General features: G+C 70.3%; 16 protein-coding genes. 11 read left to right on the top strand and 5 right to left on the bottom strand.

All coding sequences use genetic code 11. The features are described from left to right. Positions 1 to 559, top strand: a 559-nt coding sequence (locus tag ETD86_RS34410) for a Rossmann-fold NAD(P)-binding domain-containing protein (protein ID WP_484213965.1), incomplete at its 5' end; no start/stop codon positions are given. A 47-nt stretch (positions 560 to 606) separates the two neighbouring features. Here the strand turns inward: ETD86_RS34410 and ETD86_RS34415 are convergent. Continuing rightward, positions 607 to 2,103, bottom strand: coding sequence for an MFS transporter (locus ETD86_RS34415; protein WP_138670824.1), 1,497 nt, complete (start codon positions 2,101 to 2,103; stop codon positions 607 to 609). A gap of 162 nt (positions 2,104 to 2,265) precedes the next feature. Here ETD86_RS34415 and ETD86_RS34420 point away from each other — a divergent pair, with 162 nt between their 5' ends. After that, positions 2,266 to 3,672 carry a purine-cytosine permease family protein gene (locus ETD86_RS34420; protein ID WP_138670825.1) on the top strand — a complete coding sequence of 469 codons (1,407 nt, stop codon included), beginning with the start codon at positions 2,266 to 2,268 and terminating at the stop codon, positions 3,670 to 3,672. Between the two features lie 36 nt (positions 3,673 to 3,708). Beyond that, positions 3,709 to 4,155 carry a hypothetical protein gene (locus ETD86_RS34425; protein ID WP_138670826.1) on the top strand — a complete coding sequence of 149 codons (447 nt, stop codon included), beginning with the start codon at positions 3,709 to 3,711 and terminating at the stop codon, positions 4,153 to 4,155. A 42-nt stretch (positions 4,156 to 4,197) separates the two neighbouring features. Here the strand turns inward: ETD86_RS34425 and ETD86_RS34430 are convergent, their stop codons facing one another. Then, positions 4,198 to 5,985, bottom strand: coding sequence for an alkyl/aryl-sulfatase (locus ETD86_RS34430; RefSeq protein WP_138670827.1), 1,788 nt, complete (start codon positions 5,983 to 5,985; stop codon positions 4,198 to 4,200). Positions 5,986 to 6,104: 119 nt separating this feature from the next. Here ETD86_RS34430 and ETD86_RS34435 point away from each other — a divergent pair, with 119 nt between their 5' ends. Together ETD86_RS34435 and ETD86_RS34440 are read left to right on the top strand one after the other, a co-directional pair. After that, on the top strand, positions 6,105 to 6,743 hold the full coding sequence (locus ETD86_RS34435; RefSeq protein WP_138670828.1) for an HAD family hydrolase: 639 nt from the start codon (positions 6,105 to 6,107) through the stop codon (positions 6,741 to 6,743). A 33-nt stretch (positions 6,744 to 6,776) separates the two neighbouring features. Next, positions 6,777 to 7,715 carry a ribose-phosphate diphosphokinase gene (locus tag ETD86_RS34440; RefSeq protein ID WP_138670829.1) on the top strand — a complete coding sequence of 313 codons (939 nt, stop codon included), beginning with the start codon at positions 6,777 to 6,779 and terminating at the stop codon, positions 7,713 to 7,715. Positions 7,716 to 7,753: 38 nt separating this feature from the next. Here ETD86_RS34440 and ETD86_RS34445 read toward each other — a convergent pair whose 3' ends face one another. Then, complete coding sequence (locus ETD86_RS34445) at positions 7,754 to 8,521, bottom strand: SDR family oxidoreductase (RefSeq protein ID WP_246148645.1); 768 nt, start codon at positions 8,519 to 8,521, stop codon at positions 7,754 to 7,756. Between the two features lie 10 nt (positions 8,522 to 8,531). On the opposite strand from ETD86_RS34445, the gene ETD86_RS34450 reads away from it, so the two are divergent. Then, complete coding sequence (locus ETD86_RS34450) at positions 8,532 to 9,266, top strand: nucleotidyltransferase domain-containing protein (RefSeq protein ID WP_138670831.1); 735 nt, start codon at positions 8,532 to 8,534, stop codon at positions 9,264 to 9,266. Here ETD86_RS34450 and ETD86_RS34455 read toward each other — a convergent pair. Next, complete coding sequence (locus tag ETD86_RS34455) at positions 9,241 to 9,795, bottom strand: TetR/AcrR family transcriptional regulator (protein WP_138670832.1); 555 nt, start codon at positions 9,793 to 9,795, stop codon at positions 9,241 to 9,243. The genes ETD86_RS34450 and ETD86_RS34455 overlap by 26 nt on opposite strands. A 72-nt stretch (positions 9,796 to 9,867) precedes the next feature. Between ETD86_RS34455 and ETD86_RS34460 the strand changes: the two genes are divergently transcribed. From ETD86_RS34460 to ETD86_RS34480, 5 genes are all read left to right on the top strand, one after another. After that, positions 9,868 to 10,497, top strand: coding sequence for an FMN-dependent NADH-azoreductase (locus ETD86_RS34460; RefSeq protein WP_138670833.1), 630 nt, complete (start codon positions 9,868 to 9,870; stop codon positions 10,495 to 10,497). Beyond that, complete coding sequence (locus tag ETD86_RS34465) at positions 10,494 to 10,808, top strand: DMT family transporter (protein WP_138670834.1); 315 nt, start codon at positions 10,494 to 10,496, stop codon at positions 10,806 to 10,808. Before ETD86_RS34460 ends, ETD86_RS34465 begins: the two co-directional genes overlap by 4 nt. A 19-nt stretch (positions 10,809 to 10,827) precedes the next feature. Next, positions 10,828 to 11,469: a maleylpyruvate isomerase N-terminal domain-containing protein gene (locus ETD86_RS34470; protein ID WP_138670835.1), complete on the top strand. Its 642-nt coding sequence runs from the start codon at positions 10,828 to 10,830 to the stop codon at positions 11,467 to 11,469. Positions 11,470 to 11,635: 166 nt separating this feature from the next. After that, positions 11,636 to 12,001, top strand: a complete 366-nt coding sequence (locus ETD86_RS34475) for an FAD-dependent monooxygenase (RefSeq protein ID WP_246148647.1) — start codon at positions 11,636 to 11,638, stop codon at positions 11,999 to 12,001. Positions 12,002 to 12,063: 62 nt separating this feature from the next. Then, complete coding sequence (locus tag ETD86_RS34480) at positions 12,064 to 12,939, top strand: NmrA family NAD(P)-binding protein (protein ID WP_138670836.1); 876 nt, start codon at positions 12,064 to 12,066, stop codon at positions 12,937 to 12,939. On the opposite strand, the gene ETD86_RS34485 is transcribed toward ETD86_RS34480, so the two are convergent. Then, a complete protein-coding gene (locus ETD86_RS34485; RefSeq protein ID WP_211370498.1) occupies positions 12,900 to 13,532 on the bottom strand; it encodes an alpha/beta hydrolase in 633 nt (210 codons plus the stop codon). The two genes, ETD86_RS34480 and ETD86_RS34485, sit on opposite strands and share 40 nt — an antisense overlap. Positions 13,533 to 13,698 lie beyond the last annotated feature (166 nt).

The raw sequence follows: 13,698 nt of genomic DNA on the forward strand, positions 1-13,698 counted from the left end.
GGATCGGGCGCTGCTGGCCAGGGCGGGGTTGATCCTCGGGCCTTACGAGAATATCGGGCGGCTGCCGTGGTGGCTGACCAGGATCGCGCGTGGCGGGCCGGTGCTCGCCCCCGGGCCCGCTGACCTCGGACTGCAGTACGTCGACGCCCGTGACCTGGCCGTGTGGTGTCTGAAGGCGGCCGAGCGCGGAATCGGCGGGGCGTTCAACGTGGTGAGCCCTCCGGGATTCGTGACGATGCGGGAGCTGCTCGAGACCTGCGTGAAGGTGACCGGGGCCGAAGCCGAGCTGCGGTGGGTCGAGGCGGAGCGGATCCTGGCGGCGGGGGTGACGCCGTGGATCGAGCTGCCGATCTGGCTGGTGGGCGAGGACTACGACTACATGCATGGAGGTGACGTGTCCAAGGCCGTGGCGGCGGGGCTGCGGTTCCGGCCCGTGGCGGAGACGGTTGGCGACACGTGGGCGTGGTTGCAGAGCATCGGCGGCCAAGCTCCTCTACGGCCGGACCGGCCGCAGAACGGCATCGATCCGGAGGTCGAGGCGAGACTCCTCGCCGGCTGAGGCCACCGAGAAGTCTCGCCGGTCGAGGGTGGCGCACTTCCCGGCCGTCAAGGCGGCTGCCGGGGAGGGGAGCGGTAGGTGCGGATGAGGTCGTAGACGGCGGCGGCGAGGGCGATGGCGATGAAGAGCAGCACGACCAGCAGACCGTGACGGAAGGCGGTCGGCCAGCCCTCGTTCAGTGAGCCGAAGAACGTCGAGCCCGCTGCCGCGATCCCGATGGCCGACCCGAGCCGCTGCCCCGTCTGCAGCACCCCGGCCGCGCTGCCGCCGCCCTCGGGCGGCACCTCGGACAGGGTGATCGCCTGGTTGGGCGAGATCACCAGGCCGCTGCCCACGCCCGCGACCAGCAGTGGCAGCGCGGTCGCGAGCCCGACGCCGTGGCCGGGCACCAGCGCGGTCGCGGCCATCGTGGCGGAGAGCCCGATGATCACCGTGGTCAGGCCGACGGCGACCAGCCGCCGTCCGGCCCGCGACACGAGCCGCCCACCGACCACGGACGCCGAGGCCGAGCCGAGGGCGAACGGGGTGATCGACAACCCTGCCATCAGCGGGCTGTAGTTGAGGCCGCTCTGGAGGTAGAGCGTGAAGGTGAAGAAGATGCCGGTGAAGCCGGCGAAGTAGAACAGCGCGATGGCCGAGCCCAGGCTGTAGGAACGTTTGCCGAACAGGGACAGGTTCACCAGCGGCTCGCGGGGATAGACCAGCTCCCAGGCCACGAACCCGACCAGCACGGTGAGCGCGGCGGGGATGAGCAGCCACTTGGTCCCGCCCTCCCATTGGTGCCGCTGGATGAACGGCAGCAGCAGGCCCGCGACTCCGACGCCGAGCAGGAGCACGCCGACCGGATCCATGCTCTCGCGCCGGCCCCGCACGTCTGAGGACGCCGGCCCCCGCACGTCTGGAGATGCCGGCCCCCGCACGTCTGGAGATGCCGCCTCAGGGGCAACCGAGGGCGCCGGCTTCCGCGGCGCCGGCAGGACGCGGTGGGCCAAGGGCAGGAGGGCGACGCCGATCGGCAGGTTCACCAGGAACACCCACCGCCAGCCGTGTTCGGGCCCGAAGGCGCTGACCAGGGCGCCACCGATCAGCGGCCCCGCGGCCGTGGACACGCCGATGGTGGCGCCCAGCGCGCCGAACGCCCGCCCCCGCTCGTACCCGCGGAACATCTGCTGGATCAGTCCTGAGACCTGCGGGTTCAGCATGCCGGCCGCCATGCCCTGCACGAGCCTGGCGACGATCAGCAGGGACATGGTGCCGGCGAATCCGCACGCCGCGCTGGACAGCGTGAACAACGCCACCCCGAACAAGAAGATCGCCCGCCGGTTCCTGGCGTCCCCCAGCCGCCCGGCCGGGACCAGCAGCAGCCCGAACGTGAGAGCGTACCCGGACAGCGTCCACTGCAGCCCGTCCTCCGTCGCCCCCAGCCCTTCCCTGATGGACGGCAGCGCCACGTTCACGATGCTCACGTCGAGGCCGCTCATGAACGCCGCCACCAGGCACACGCCCAGCGCCCGCCGGCGCGTGTCGATTCCGGACGCCCTCATCACGGCTACCTCTCCGCGCGGCGACAGCAGGAGTTCGGTACGGCCACCGCAGCCCGACCATGATTCCCCGCAAGCTACGAAATATCGCACCCCTGCCGCCCATGAATTCTTTGCCCGACCACAGGGATGGGCATCTCCGCGCAACGCGGGTACCGTCCGATCATGGACACGATGACCGTCGAGCAGAACGGCATCAACGCGGTTCCCGAGGCGGAGCGGCGCGGCCGCCCGAGTGACCTGTTCTGGCCCTGGGCCGCCTCCAACCTGTCCCTGTTCGGCGTCGCGTTCGGCGTGTACGTCGTGGGGCTCGGCCTCGGCGTCATCCCCGCCGTCATCACCGGCGTCATCGGGTACGCGCTGTCGTTCCTGCTGGTCGGCCTGGTCGCGGTCGGCGGCGCGCGGTCGGGCGTGCCGACGATGACGCTGGGGCGGGCGCCGTTCGGCTACCAGGGCAACAAGCTGCCGACCGTGTTCTCGTACATCTCGAACGTCGGCTGGGAGATCGTGCTGGTCACGCTGGCGGCGCAGAGCGGCGCGGCCATCCTCGGGCGGCTGGCGCCCGGCGTGCCCGGCACGACGGCCACCGCGATCTGCTTCGCCGTCGCGGCCGTCGTGGTGATCGCGGTCGGCGTGTACGGCCACGCCATGATCATGGTGGTCCAGCGCTACCTGACGTACGCGTTCATCGTGCTGACCGTCGTCTACATGATCCTCATGGCGCCCAGGCTCGGAGTGTCGCTGGAGACCACGGCCGGCCCCGGCGGCTGGGTGGGCGGGATCATCTTCGCCATGACCTTGCTGGGCCTGGGTTGGGTCAACTGCGGCGCCGACTATTCGCGTTACCTGCCCTCGAACTCCCGTCCGCGGTCGGTGGCGTTGTGGACGACGCTCGGGGGCGCGCTGCCGCCGATGGTGCTGCTCGTGTTCGGGGTGCTGCTGGCGGGCGGCGATCCGCAACTGGCCGGGGCGGCGGGCGGCGACCCGGTGGGGGCGCTCGCGGGGGCGCTGCCGACGTGGTTCCTGCTGCCGTACCTGCTGACCGCCATCGGCGGTTTCCTGGCCGGGGCGATCATGGACATCTACTCGTCCGGGTTGTCGATGCTGGCGCTCGGGGTGCCGATCAGGCGGCACTACGCGGTCCTGATCGACGGGCTGCTCATGGTGCTGGGCGGCTACTATCTGCTGTTCGTCTCCAGCAGCTTCCTCGCCACGTTCCAGGCGTTCCTGGCGATCGTCGGCGTCGTGATGGCGGCCTGGGCCGCGATCTTCCTGGTGGACATGTGGCGGCTGCGGGCCGGTGGCCGCGCCTACGACGAGCGGCTGCTGCGGGCCGGGGCGCCGGCCGTCAACTGGCCCGGCGTGGTGTCGCTGGTGGTGGCGTCGGCGGTGGGGCTGGGGCTCATCACGTCCGCCGACCAGAACATCGCCGCCGTCGTGGGCTTCCTGATGAGCGAGGAGCTGAAGAAGAGCACGTTCGGGGCGGCGAACATCGGCGTGGTCATCGCGCTCGTGCTGGCCGGGGCGCTGTACTTCCTGATCACCACGGTGACGCGGCCCCGCCGTCCATAGCGGGAGCCGCCATCATGCGGTTACCGTTGGTGACTGATGATGGACATTCCGTTGCGACTGCTGCGGTGGACGGTGCACGCCACCGCCCTCGGGCTGCTGGTGCTCGCCGTCCTGCGCGAGGAGCGGGCGACCGTGGCCGTCGGGGGTGTGTTGCTCGGGCTGCTGTACGCCGCCGGGTTCGCGATCGAGGGCAAGCGGGTGTGGCTCGGTTTGGTGACCGCGGGCTGGGTGGTGCTGGCCGTGGCGGCGCCGCCGTTCGTGTGGCTGGCGTTCCCGCTGCTCTTCTCGTACCTGCACGCGCTGCCGCTGTGGGCGGCGATGTTCGGTGTGGGCGCGCTGACGTCGGCGGCGGTCCTGGTGGCGGCCTGGCACGCGGGCGAGCTGACGATGCCGCTGGTGCTGGGGCCGGGGGTGGCGGCCGTCGTGGTCACGCTGCTTGCCATGGCGTGCCGGGCGCTGCAGGCCGAACGACCGCCAGAGTGAGTCAGCTCGAGTGAGTCAGCCCGAGTGGGTCAGCCGAGTGAGTCAAGCCGTGACGATGGCGAAGTCGGGCACCGGCCGGTCCAGCACCGCCACCAGCCGCCGCAGCGCCGACGTGTCGCCCTCCCGTTCCACGCCCTCCACACCCTTGCCCGACAGCAGGCCGAGCAGCTGCGCCTTGGTCAGCCGCAGCGTCAGGTCGGCGCCCTCGTCGGGCGGCTCAGCCTGGTGGATGAGCGCCCCGTTGGACAACGTCGTACGGTGCCGCTCCCCCAGGTCGGTCAGGTGCCAGTCGATCGCCAGGCGTTCGTGCCAGGCCCGCGGGCCGTCGACGCGGATGGCGAGCGAGTCGAAGACCTGCTCCATGGTCAGCGCGGCGAGCAGATCGGGCGGGACGGTGTCCATGGTGGCGGGCACGATGCCTTCGGCCAGCTCCAGCGCGCCCATGAGGTAGAAGTTGCGCCACGTCGCGTTCTCGGCGCCGTGGCCGAGCCTGGTGTAGATCTCCGCGAGCAGGTCGCGGGCCTCCTTGTTGCCCTCGTCGGCGAAGACGGCGTGGTTGAGCAGCTGGGCGGCGAAGCGCAGGTCGTTCTCGGCCAGGTAGCGCCGGGCGCATTCGACCACGGCCGCGCCGCCGCCGAGGCACTCGACGTACCGGATCGCGCTCTCTCGCGGCGGGTGCTCCCACAGGTGCGCGGGATTGCCGTCGAACCAGCCCAGGTACCGCTGGTAGATGGCCTTGACGTTGTGGCCGGCCGAGCCGTGGTAGCCGTGCGTGTGCCAGGACCGCTCGAGCTCGGGCGGCAGGTGCACGGCCTCGGCGATCTCGGCGGCGGTCAGGCCCTTGTTGAGCAGGCGCAGGGTCTGGTCGTGCAGGTAGGCGTACATGTCGCGGTGCCGGGCGAGGAAATGGACGATGTCGTCGCGGCCCCACGTCGGCCAGTGGTGGGAGGCGAAGGCGACGTCGGCCTGGCAGGCGAGCAGCGAGATCGTCTCGTTGAGGCACCGCGCCCAGGCCCTGGCGTCGCGGAACGGGCCGCCGCGCAGGGACAGGAGGTTGTGCTGGTTGTGGGTGGCGTTCTCGGCCAGGCACAACGCGTGGCGGTCGGGCAAGAGGAACGTCATCTCGGCGCCGGAACCCACCTGGAAGACCATCCGTACGCCGTCGACCGTCTCCTCCTGTCCGGTGTGGGTGATGTCGACCGTGGGCGGGATGAGGGACAGGGTGCCCGTCGAGACGGTCATGCCGAGACCGCAGCCGATCTGGCCTTCCGGCGAGCGGGGCAGGGCGGGGCCGTACATGTAGACGGCGCGGCGGGTCAGTGCCGGGCCCGCGGACACGCTCTCCGCCACCGCGTGGTCCAGGAAGCCGGCGGGGGCCAGGATGGGCACGCCGCCGCGGGTGACGCCGCGGACACCGCCGAAATGGTCGGCGTGCGGGTGTGTGTAGATCACTCCGGTGACGGGGCGGGCGCCGCGGTGGGCCCGGTACAACTTCAGCGCGGCGGCGGCGCACTCGGTGGAGATCAGCGGGTCGATGACGATGACGCCGTTGTCGCCCTCGACCAGCGTCATGTTGGACAGGTCCAGGCCGCGTACCTGGTAGAGGCCGTCGGCGACCTCGTACAGACCTTGTCTGGCGCACAGCTGGGCCTGCCGCCACAGGCTGGGATGGGCCGTCACGGGGCACTCCCCCTGCAGGAAGTCGTAGGAGTCGCCGTCCCAGATGACCCGGCCGTCCGCCGTCTTGATCACACCGGGGCTGAGCTTGGCGATGAAACCGCGGTCCGCGGCCGCGAAGTCGCCCCTGTCGTGAAATGGAAGGTCTGCCATGCCTAGCCGCATGCCCGTTATTCAGCCTGGATAGCTCAATAAAGGCCCCTAAGAGGATGAATCTCGGGCAATAAGGACATGCGATGATGTTGGACCTGTCTACCCCCACGGGAGATGCCATGGAAGCGTGCGTGTTCGACCTCGACGGCGTGCTGGTCGACTCCGAGCCGGTGTGGGAGGAGGTGCGGCGGGCGTTCGTCGCCGAGCACGGCGGGACGTGGCAGCCGGACACCCAGTCCAGGCTCATGGGCATGAGCACCGCCGAGTGGGCCGCGTACCTGCACGAGCTGGGGGTGCGGATGGCACCGGACGAGATCGCGCGCGGCGTGGTGGACCAGATGGCCGCGCGTTATCGCGACGAGGTGCCGCTGCTGCCCGGCGCGGTGGAGGCGGTGCGGCGGCTGTCCGGGCACGTCACGCTGGGGCTGGCCAGCTCGTCGCCGCGCCGGCTGATCGACGTGGTGCTGGACGCGGCCGGGCTGAAGGAGTGTTTCGCGGCCACGGTGTCCACCGAGGAGGTCGCGCGGGGCAAGCCGGCGCCGGACGGCTATCTGGAGGCGGCGCGGCGGATGGACGTGGATCCGCGCGGGTGCGTGGCGGTCGAGGATTCGAGCAACGGGCTGCGGTCGGCGTACGCGGCCGGGATGCGGGTGATCGCCGTGCCGCACCCGCGCTACCCGCCCGCGCCGGACGCGCTCGCATTGGCCTGGCGGGTGTTGCCAGGACTCGACGCGCTCACGTCCGACCTGCTCTCGTGAACCTGTGCACCGCATGGCTATGCTCTGGGAATCGTGCGAGACATCACGGTTTTCAGCGGCAGTGCCCATCCCGAACTGGCCGAGGAGATCTGTGCCCACCTGGGCACTCCCCTGCACCCGGTCCAGGTCAACCGCTTCGCGAACGACGCTCTGGAAGTTCAGTTGCAGGCCAACTGCCGTGAGCGTGACGTCTTCCTCATCCAGCCGCTGGTGCCTCCCGTGCAGGAGCACCTGGTCGAGCTGCTGCTCATGCTGGACGCGGCCCGGGGCGCGTCGGCGGCCAGGACCACCGTGGTGCTGCCGCACTACGCCTACGCCAGATCGGACAAGAAGGACGCGCCGCGGATCTCCATCGGCGCGCGGCTGGTCGCCGACCTGATGGTGGCCGCGGGCGCCAACCGGGTGCTGGCGATGACGCTGCACTCGCCGCAGGTCCACGGCTTCTTCAGCGTCCCGGTCGATCACCTGCACGCGCTGCGCGAGCTGGCCGCGTACTTCCGCCAGTACGACCTGTCGAACACGGTCGTCGTCTCCCCCGACCTCGGCAACGCCAAGGAGGCAGCCCACTTCGCCCGGCTGCTCGGCACCGGCGTCGCGATGGGCGCCAAGCAACGTTTCAGCGATGACCGCGTGGTGATCAGCTCGGTCATCGGCGAGGTGACCGGCAAGGACGTGATCATCCTGGACGACGAGATCGCCAAGGGCAGCACGGTCATCGAGCTGCTCGACCGGCTGCGCGAGCTCCGCGTGCGCTCGGTGCGCGTGGCGTGCACGCACGGGTTGTTCTCCAGCGGGGCGTTGGAGCGGCTGGGTGCGCTGCCCGAGGTGGAGGAGGTCGTCTGCACGAACACCGTGCCGCCGCCCAAGCCCAGCGACAAGCTCACGGTCTTGTCGATCGCGCCCGCCCTGGCCGAGGCCATGCGCCGCATCCACGACGGCGAGTCGGTGAGTGCCCTGTTCAGCACGCCCTGACGAGCCGGGCGGTCAACCCGTCTCGCCAGGGCATGGTTTCAGGCCCAGCCGCCGTTGCTCATCAGCAGTTGGCCGTTGATCCACTCCCCCTGCGGGGAGCAGAGGAAATCGACGAGGTGCGCGGTGTCTTTCGGGGTGCCGAGGCGGCCGTGCGGTGTGCGTTCGACGAGGACCTCGCGGAGCTCGTCCGACATCCAGCCGGTGTCCACCGGGCCGGGATTGATGACGTTCGCGCTGATGCCGAGGTGAGCGAGCTCATGGGCAGCCGCAAGGGTGATGCGGTCCAGCGCGCCCTTGCTCGCCCCGTACGGCAGATTGCCGACCGTGTGGTCGCTGGTGAGGGCGATGATCCGGCCGGTCCCCTTGGCGCCGCGGAAACGCCTGCCGAATTCCCGGATCAGCAACCACGTGGCGCGCGCGTTCACGGCGAAGTGCCGATCAAAGCTCTCCACGCTGGTGTCGAGCAGACCGGAGTCGACCGACTCGCAGTGACACATCACCAGGGCGGTGACGTTGCCCAACTGTCGCTCCGCCTCGTCGAAGACGCGTGCGGGGGTCTCGACGTCGACGAGATCCGCCTCGATGGCCGCGGTCGCCGCACCCCGCTCGGCGAGATCCTTGGTGATCGTCTCCGTCGCCGTGGGCTCGGGCCCCCAGGACATGCGTTCGTCATAGGCGTGCCAGTAAGTGAAGGCGATGTCCCAGCCGGATGCCGCCAGTTGGCGGGCGATTCCGGCGCCTATGCCAACGGTGCGCCCTACGCCGGTGATCAATGCGACCTTTCCAGCCGGGCGTATATCGATCATAGTTGCCATCATGCACGCAGCGACCGACCGCCTGCTAAGGCATTTTCTCGAAGCAGTGGAGCCGGCCGTTCCTCTCGTGGCGTTATGGGCGCACGGGTCACTGGCGACGGACGACTACCAGCCGGGCCGCAGCGACCTGGACCTCGTCGCCGTCGTCGGCGAGCCGATCACGATGGAGCAATGGCGGCGGATCAAGGCCCTGCACCGGGCCATCGACCTGCCGCTCGCCGACAAACTGCACTGCTCTTACATGGCCCGGCAGGACCTGGTGGACCTGTCGGCCGAGCACGTGACATGGGCGCACGAGCGGATCTTCCGGCGTCCGGTCACCGCCGTCACACGACGCGAACTGCACACCAAACCCCTGGAACTGCACGGGCCGCCGCCCGAGGGCCTGCTGCCGCCGGTGTCGGACGCGGAGCTGGCCGAGTTCGTACGGACGGATCTGCGGGACTTCTGGCTGGACCGGACGAGGGGACGGCGGCGCTGGCTGCACGACGTCTGGGTGGACCTGGGCATGGTCACCGTCGCCAGGGCCGTGGTCACGCTGCGGGAGGGGCGGCTGATCAGCAAGCGGGAGGCCCTGGAGGTGCTGCACGAGCTGGGCGCGCCCGCGGTCGTGGTGGCCGACGTTCGGGCCCGCAGGTACGGCACGACGGCGCCGCTGCTGAGCCGGTTCAGGCGGGCGAAGCTGGCCCGCGCGTTCATCAGGTCCACGATCACGAGGGTTCTAGGATCGTCGTGAGCCTGGTCAGCGCCTCGGCGATCTGGGCGGGGGTCAGGCCGAGCACCGAGCGCTGATAGCCGTACACCTCGGGGGCGAGGGGCGCGAGCAGGACGTCGACCAGCGCGTCCGGGCGGGGCGTGCCTGCGGCGACCAGCAGCGCTCGCACGTGCGCCCGCCAGAAGCCGTAGGCGCCGGTCTCGAAGCGCGAGCGGCCCACCTCCGAGCCGAGCACCAGGTGCGCGTGGTCCTCCAGCAGGCGCACCATGGCGGCGTAGAAGGCGGCCAGCCGCTCGGCCGGCGGCGCGCCGGGGCCCAGCGGCGGCTCACCGCGCAGCAGCCGTTCCTGCAGCTCCCGTTCGTGCTCGTCGAGCAGCGCGACGGCGATCGACGCCCGGTCCGGGTAGCGGCGGTAGAGCGTGCCCCGGCCCACCCCCGCCTTCCTGGCGATGTCGTCCATCGTCACGTCCTGCGGCGGCTTCTCCGCGAAGAGCTGGGCGGCCGCTTCGAGGATCCGGGCACGGTTACGCGCGGCGTCGGCTCTCTCCATGACGGCAATTGTATGTGGACACTTCGTCCGGTTATATTGAAGCGGACAGCATGTCCACTTATGGGAGAGATCATGTTGCTGCATCTGGACGCCAGCGCACGCCGCGCGGCGTCGTTCTCGCGAAGGTTGTCCAGCGTGTACGCCGAGGCCTGGCGGGCCTCCCATCCACAGGCCGGGTACGTCTACCGCGACCTGGCCGCACGACCCGTGCCGCACATCGGCGAAGCCTGGACGGAGTTGTGCGACCACATCCTGGAGCACGAGATCACGGATGTTTCGCGTTACGAGGAGGCGGTCCGCACCCCCGCCCAGCGCCAGGCGTGGGCCGTCGTGGAGCCGCTGCTCGCCGAGGTGGTGGCGGCCGAGGTGATCCTGATCGGCACGCCGATGTACAACTACTCGATCCCCTCGTCGCTGAAGGCCTGGCTCGACCAGATCACGTTCCCCAAGATGTCGCTCGAAGGCCGCTCGTTCGTGGTGACCGGCGCGCGGGGCGGCACGTACGGCCCCGGCACGCCCCGCGAGCCGTACGACCACCACGAGCGTTACCTGCGCGACTTCTTCAAGGGCCATTTCCGGGTCGAGGACGTGACGTTCATCCACGCGGAGCTGGTCAACACCCGCCTGGACCCGGCGCTGGCGCACCTGCGCGACCGGCACGAGGCGTCACTGGCGGCGGCGCTGAAGGAGGCGGCCCGATGAGCTGGCTGATCCTCTTGCTGGCCGGGCTGGTCGAGGTCGCGTGGTCACAGAGCATCAAGCCCACGCACAACTTCACCCGGCCCGTGCCCACGCTGGTCTGCCTGACCCTCATGGCCGCCGCCGTCTGGCTGCTGTCGCAGGCCATGAACACGTTGCCGGTCGGCACCGCGTACGCGGTCTTCACCGGCATCGGCGCCGTCGGCGCCATCACCCTGGGCATCGTGCTCAACGACGACCCCGTCTCAGTGGGCAGGATGGCGGCGCTCTCCCTCATTGTTGGAGGGATAGTGTTGGCGCGAGTTACCACCTAAACCAGGAGAAGGGCGACATATGGGGGAGAGCAGGCAGTCCTATCTGGTGGCCGCGACGTCGGCGGTGTCACTCCTGCGCGACCCCGCCGTGACGGCGGCGTGGGACAAGCCCAGCGCGCTCACGGAGTTCAGCGTCGGCGGCCTGGCCGGGCACCTGGCCCACCAGATCGTCAGGGTCCGCGACGCGCTGGCGGCCGACAACGGAGCCGCTCAGGAGCCGATCGGGCTCATCGAGCACTTTTCGAGGTCGCCGTGGGTGCAGGCGGGCCTCGACCACGAGAGCAACGTGTTCGTCCGGCGGGGCGGGGAGGCGTCCGCCGCCGACGGGCCGGCCGCGTTGGTGGAGCGCACGCAGGCGCTGCTCGACCTGCTGACGGCCGCGCTGCCCGCCGAACCCGTCGATCGGGTGGTGCACCTGCCGTGGACCGACTGGTCGCTCACGCTGGACGACTTCCTGCTCACCAGGCTGGTGGAGCTGGTCGTGCACTCCGACGACCTGGCCGCCAGCGTGGGGATCGAGACCCCCGCCCTGCCGGATTCGGTCATCGATCCCGCGGTCGAGCTGCTGGCGCGGCTGGCCGTGCACCGGCACGGGGCGACGGCGGTCATCCGCACGCTGAGCCGCGCCGAGCGTGCGCCGGCCACCATAAGCGCCTTCTAGGAGGCGATCATGCGCAGGGCCGCGACGACCTCGCGGCCCTGCAGCGCGCTGTCGGGATCGAGCAGCCACTGGGACAGGAACCCGGTCAGCTCTGGGAGGTTCCCCGGCTGCTCGACGGCGTACGGGACGCCAAGGACTTCTCCTTCGACTCGGTCGGCAGATCCACATGGACCGCTGGTCGAAGGGGCGGGTCATGCTCGTGGGCGACGCGGCGTACTGTGCCTCGCCGGCCTCGGGGCAGGGCACGAGCCTGGCGATCGTGGGGGCGTACGTGCTGGCCGGCGAGCTGGCCGACGGCGGCGGCGCGGACGGCTACGAGCGGGAGCTGCGTGACTTCGTCACGGCCAATCAGGCGCTCGCCGAGGCCAATCTCAAGGGCATGGTGATCCCGTCACGCCTGGCCCTCTGGATCCAGATCACGATGATCAAGCTGCTCCCGCACCTGCCGGGACGCGACCGCATGGTCGAGCGGATCGCCGGGCCGATCCACCGGGCCGCGAACGCCATCTCGCTCAAGAACTATGTGGAATGAAGCGTTCCGTTCTGCTAGAGTAAGAGCAGAACGTTCCGTTCCACACACAAAGGGGTTTCATCATGACTTTCCTCGTCACCGGAGCCACCGGGACCGTCGGCCGTCTCGTCGTCGAGGAGCTCCTCGCGGCCGGGCAGCAGGTGCGGGCCCTGACCAGGAACCCCGCCAAGGCAGGCTTGCCCGAGGGTGTCGAGGCGCGGCATATGGCGACCGAGCCCGTCTCACGGAGTGAGGCCCATGTACAGGTGGTGGCCGGCGACCTGGCCAGGCTCGACACGCTGGCCGGCGTCTTCGACGGCGTCGAAGCCGCGCACCTCATCAACTTCGCGGGCGACGACTACACGCCCCTGCCGGACGGCGCCGGTCTGGTGCAGATGGCCGCCGAGGCAGGCGTGCGGCGGGTCACGGTGCTCGGCGGGCGCGCGGACGGCGAACTGGAGCAGGCGCTGGCCGCCACGGACATCGAGTGGACGCTGCTGGAGCCCGTCGAGTTCATGTCCAACACCCTGCGCTGGTGGGCGCACACGATCAAGATGGAAGGCGTCATCAAGGAGCCGTTCGGCGACCGGCTGAGCGCGCTGGTGCACGAGCGCGACATCGCCGCCGTGGCCGCGACGGTGCTGATCGAGGGGGGACACGGCGGCAGGACGCTCACGCTGACCGGCCCTGAGGCGATCAAGCTCAGGGAGAAGGTCGCGATCCTGGGCGCGGCGATCGGCAGGGACGTGGAGTTCGTGGAGCTGACCGTGGACGAGGCGCGGGCCAAGTGGCGCGGCGACGGCATGGGCGAGGAGACGATCGAGTTCCTCGTCAACGCGCTCGGCGACACCCCGGAGGTCGGCTACACCGTGGTCCCGACCGTGCGCGAGGTCACCGGCCGGGACGCGCGGAGCTTCGCTCAGTGGGCCGCGGAGAACGCCGACGCGTTCCGCGTGTGATCGGTGACCTCGGGATAGGCCTCGACCGGCGTGTTCCTACCGCGTAGGTGCCGGTCGAGGAAGGCGGCGAGATGGGTCCGGGTGATCCGGAGCGCCCGCTCGCCGTCGAGCTCCTGGGTGGGAATCCCGAGCTGGGGCCCGAGCACGGCGTGGTCGACGAACGAGGAATGCTCGGTCCGCGCGATCGTGATCCAGCGCTTCGGATCCGTCAGGTGAGGCCAAGCCTTCTTCCACGAGCCGTCCGTCCCGTCGGGCGTGTGCGACTTCGGGGCTCCGATCAGCATGAAGGGCCGGTCGAGTGGCTTGTCCACCGTGAAGGTGCCGTCCAGGTTGACACCGGCCTTGATGCGGGCGTCGGTGAGCATGGCCTGGGCGGCGGCGCGCCCGCCCATCCAGTGGCCGACCATGGCGATCCGCGACCGGTCGATCACTTCGCCCCAGCGGCCCTTGGCCAGCTCGTCCAGCACGAACCGCACATCGGCGACGCGGCCCGCGGCCACCTTGGCGTAGTCCTGGCCCCTCACGCAGGCCAGGCAGGTGGTGGTCCGGCCGTCGGGGAAGGTGGTGCCGACCGACTCGTAGGTGTGCTCCACGGCCGCGACCAGGTATCCCCTGCTGGCCAGGTCCTCGCCCAGCGAGGTGAGGGTGGCGCGGGGGAAGGAGGGGGGTCAGGTAAGGCGCCTGCTCCCCGGCGGCCTTTCGTGCCGGGTACCACAGCGTGACCATGAGCTCCCGCTGGTCCGCCTCGAGGTTCCAGGG

Source organism: Nonomuraea turkmeniaca (assembly GCF_005889735.1).
Classification (GTDB): Bacteria; Actinomycetota; Actinomycetes; order Streptosporangiales; family Streptosporangiaceae; genus Nonomuraea; species Nonomuraea turkmeniaca.

Coding starts and splice junctions, on each gene's coding strand:
- ETD86_RS34415 (WP_138670824.1), bottom strand. CDS start 2,103: ATGAGGGCGTCCGGAATCGACACGCGCCGGCGGGCGCTGGGCGTGTGC.
- ETD86_RS34420 (WP_138670825.1), top strand. CDS start 2,266: ATGGACACGATGACCGTCGAGCAGAACGGCATCAACGCGGTTCCCGAG.
- ETD86_RS34425 (WP_138670826.1), top strand. CDS start 3,709: ATGATGGACATTCCGTTGCGACTGCTGCGGTGGACGGTGCACGCCACC.
- ETD86_RS34430 (WP_138670827.1), bottom strand. CDS start 5,985: ATGGCAGACCTTCCATTTCACGACAGGGGCGACTTCGCGGCCGCGGAC.
- ETD86_RS34435 (WP_138670828.1), top strand. CDS start 6,105: ATGGAAGCGTGCGTGTTCGACCTCGACGGCGTGCTGGTCGACTCCGAG.
- ETD86_RS34445 (WP_246148645.1), bottom strand. CDS start 8,521: ATGATCGATATACGCCCGGCTGGAAAGGTCGCATTGATCACCGGCGTA.
- ETD86_RS34450 (WP_138670831.1), top strand. CDS start 8,532: ATGCACGCAGCGACCGACCGCCTGCTAAGGCATTTTCTCGAAGCAGTG.
- ETD86_RS34455 (WP_138670832.1), bottom strand. CDS start 9,795: ATGGAGAGAGCCGACGCCGCGCGTAACCGTGCCCGGATCCTCGAAGCG.
- ETD86_RS34460 (WP_138670833.1), top strand. CDS start 9,868: ATGTTGCTGCATCTGGACGCCAGCGCACGCCGCGCGGCGTCGTTCTCG.
- ETD86_RS34465 (WP_138670834.1), top strand. CDS start 10,494: ATGAGCTGGCTGATCCTCTTGCTGGCCGGGCTGGTCGAGGTCGCGTGG.
- ETD86_RS34470 (WP_138670835.1), top strand. CDS start 10,828: ATGGGGGAGAGCAGGCAGTCCTATCTGGTGGCCGCGACGTCGGCGGTG.
- ETD86_RS34475 (WP_246148647.1), top strand. CDS start 11,636: ATGGACCGCTGGTCGAAGGGGCGGGTCATGCTCGTGGGCGACGCGGCG.
- ETD86_RS34480 (WP_138670836.1), top strand. CDS start 12,064: ATGACTTTCCTCGTCACCGGAGCCACCGGGACCGTCGGCCGTCTCGTC.